The organism is Benzoatithermus flavus (genome assembly GCF_037908215.1).
Classification (GTDB): domain Bacteria; phylum Pseudomonadota; class Alphaproteobacteria; order Geminicoccales; family Geminicoccaceae; genus Benzoatithermus; species Benzoatithermus flavus.
Genome location: NZ_JBBLZC010000119.1, coordinates 1 through 233, shown reverse-complemented (window position 1 = coordinate 233; position 233 = coordinate 1). Strand labels below are relative to the sequence as shown.

General features: G+C 54.5%; 1 pseudogene. It reads left to right on the top strand.

From position 1 onward, the window contains the following. Positions 1–226 (top strand): annotated as a pseudogene (locus tag U1T56_RS24415) (cobyric acid synthase); the annotation flags it as partial. Between the last annotated feature and the right edge of the window lie 7 nt (positions 227–233).

Sequence of the window (233 nt, the reverse complement as noted above, 5' to 3'; positions counted from 1 at the left end):
GGTGCTGGGCACGTACATGCACGATTTGTTTCATAACGATGCGTTCCGCACCGCGTTTTTCAACAACATTCGCCGCCAAAAAGGAATCGCTCCTTCTGGCGTCCGACTCTTTCGCTCGCTCAAAGAAAAGGCGTTCGACCGGCTTGCCGCTCATGTCCGCCAGCACGTGGCGGTCGAGCGGATCGAACAGATGATGCGTCAATTTGGCTGTCGCGATCACAGTTGAAATCCAA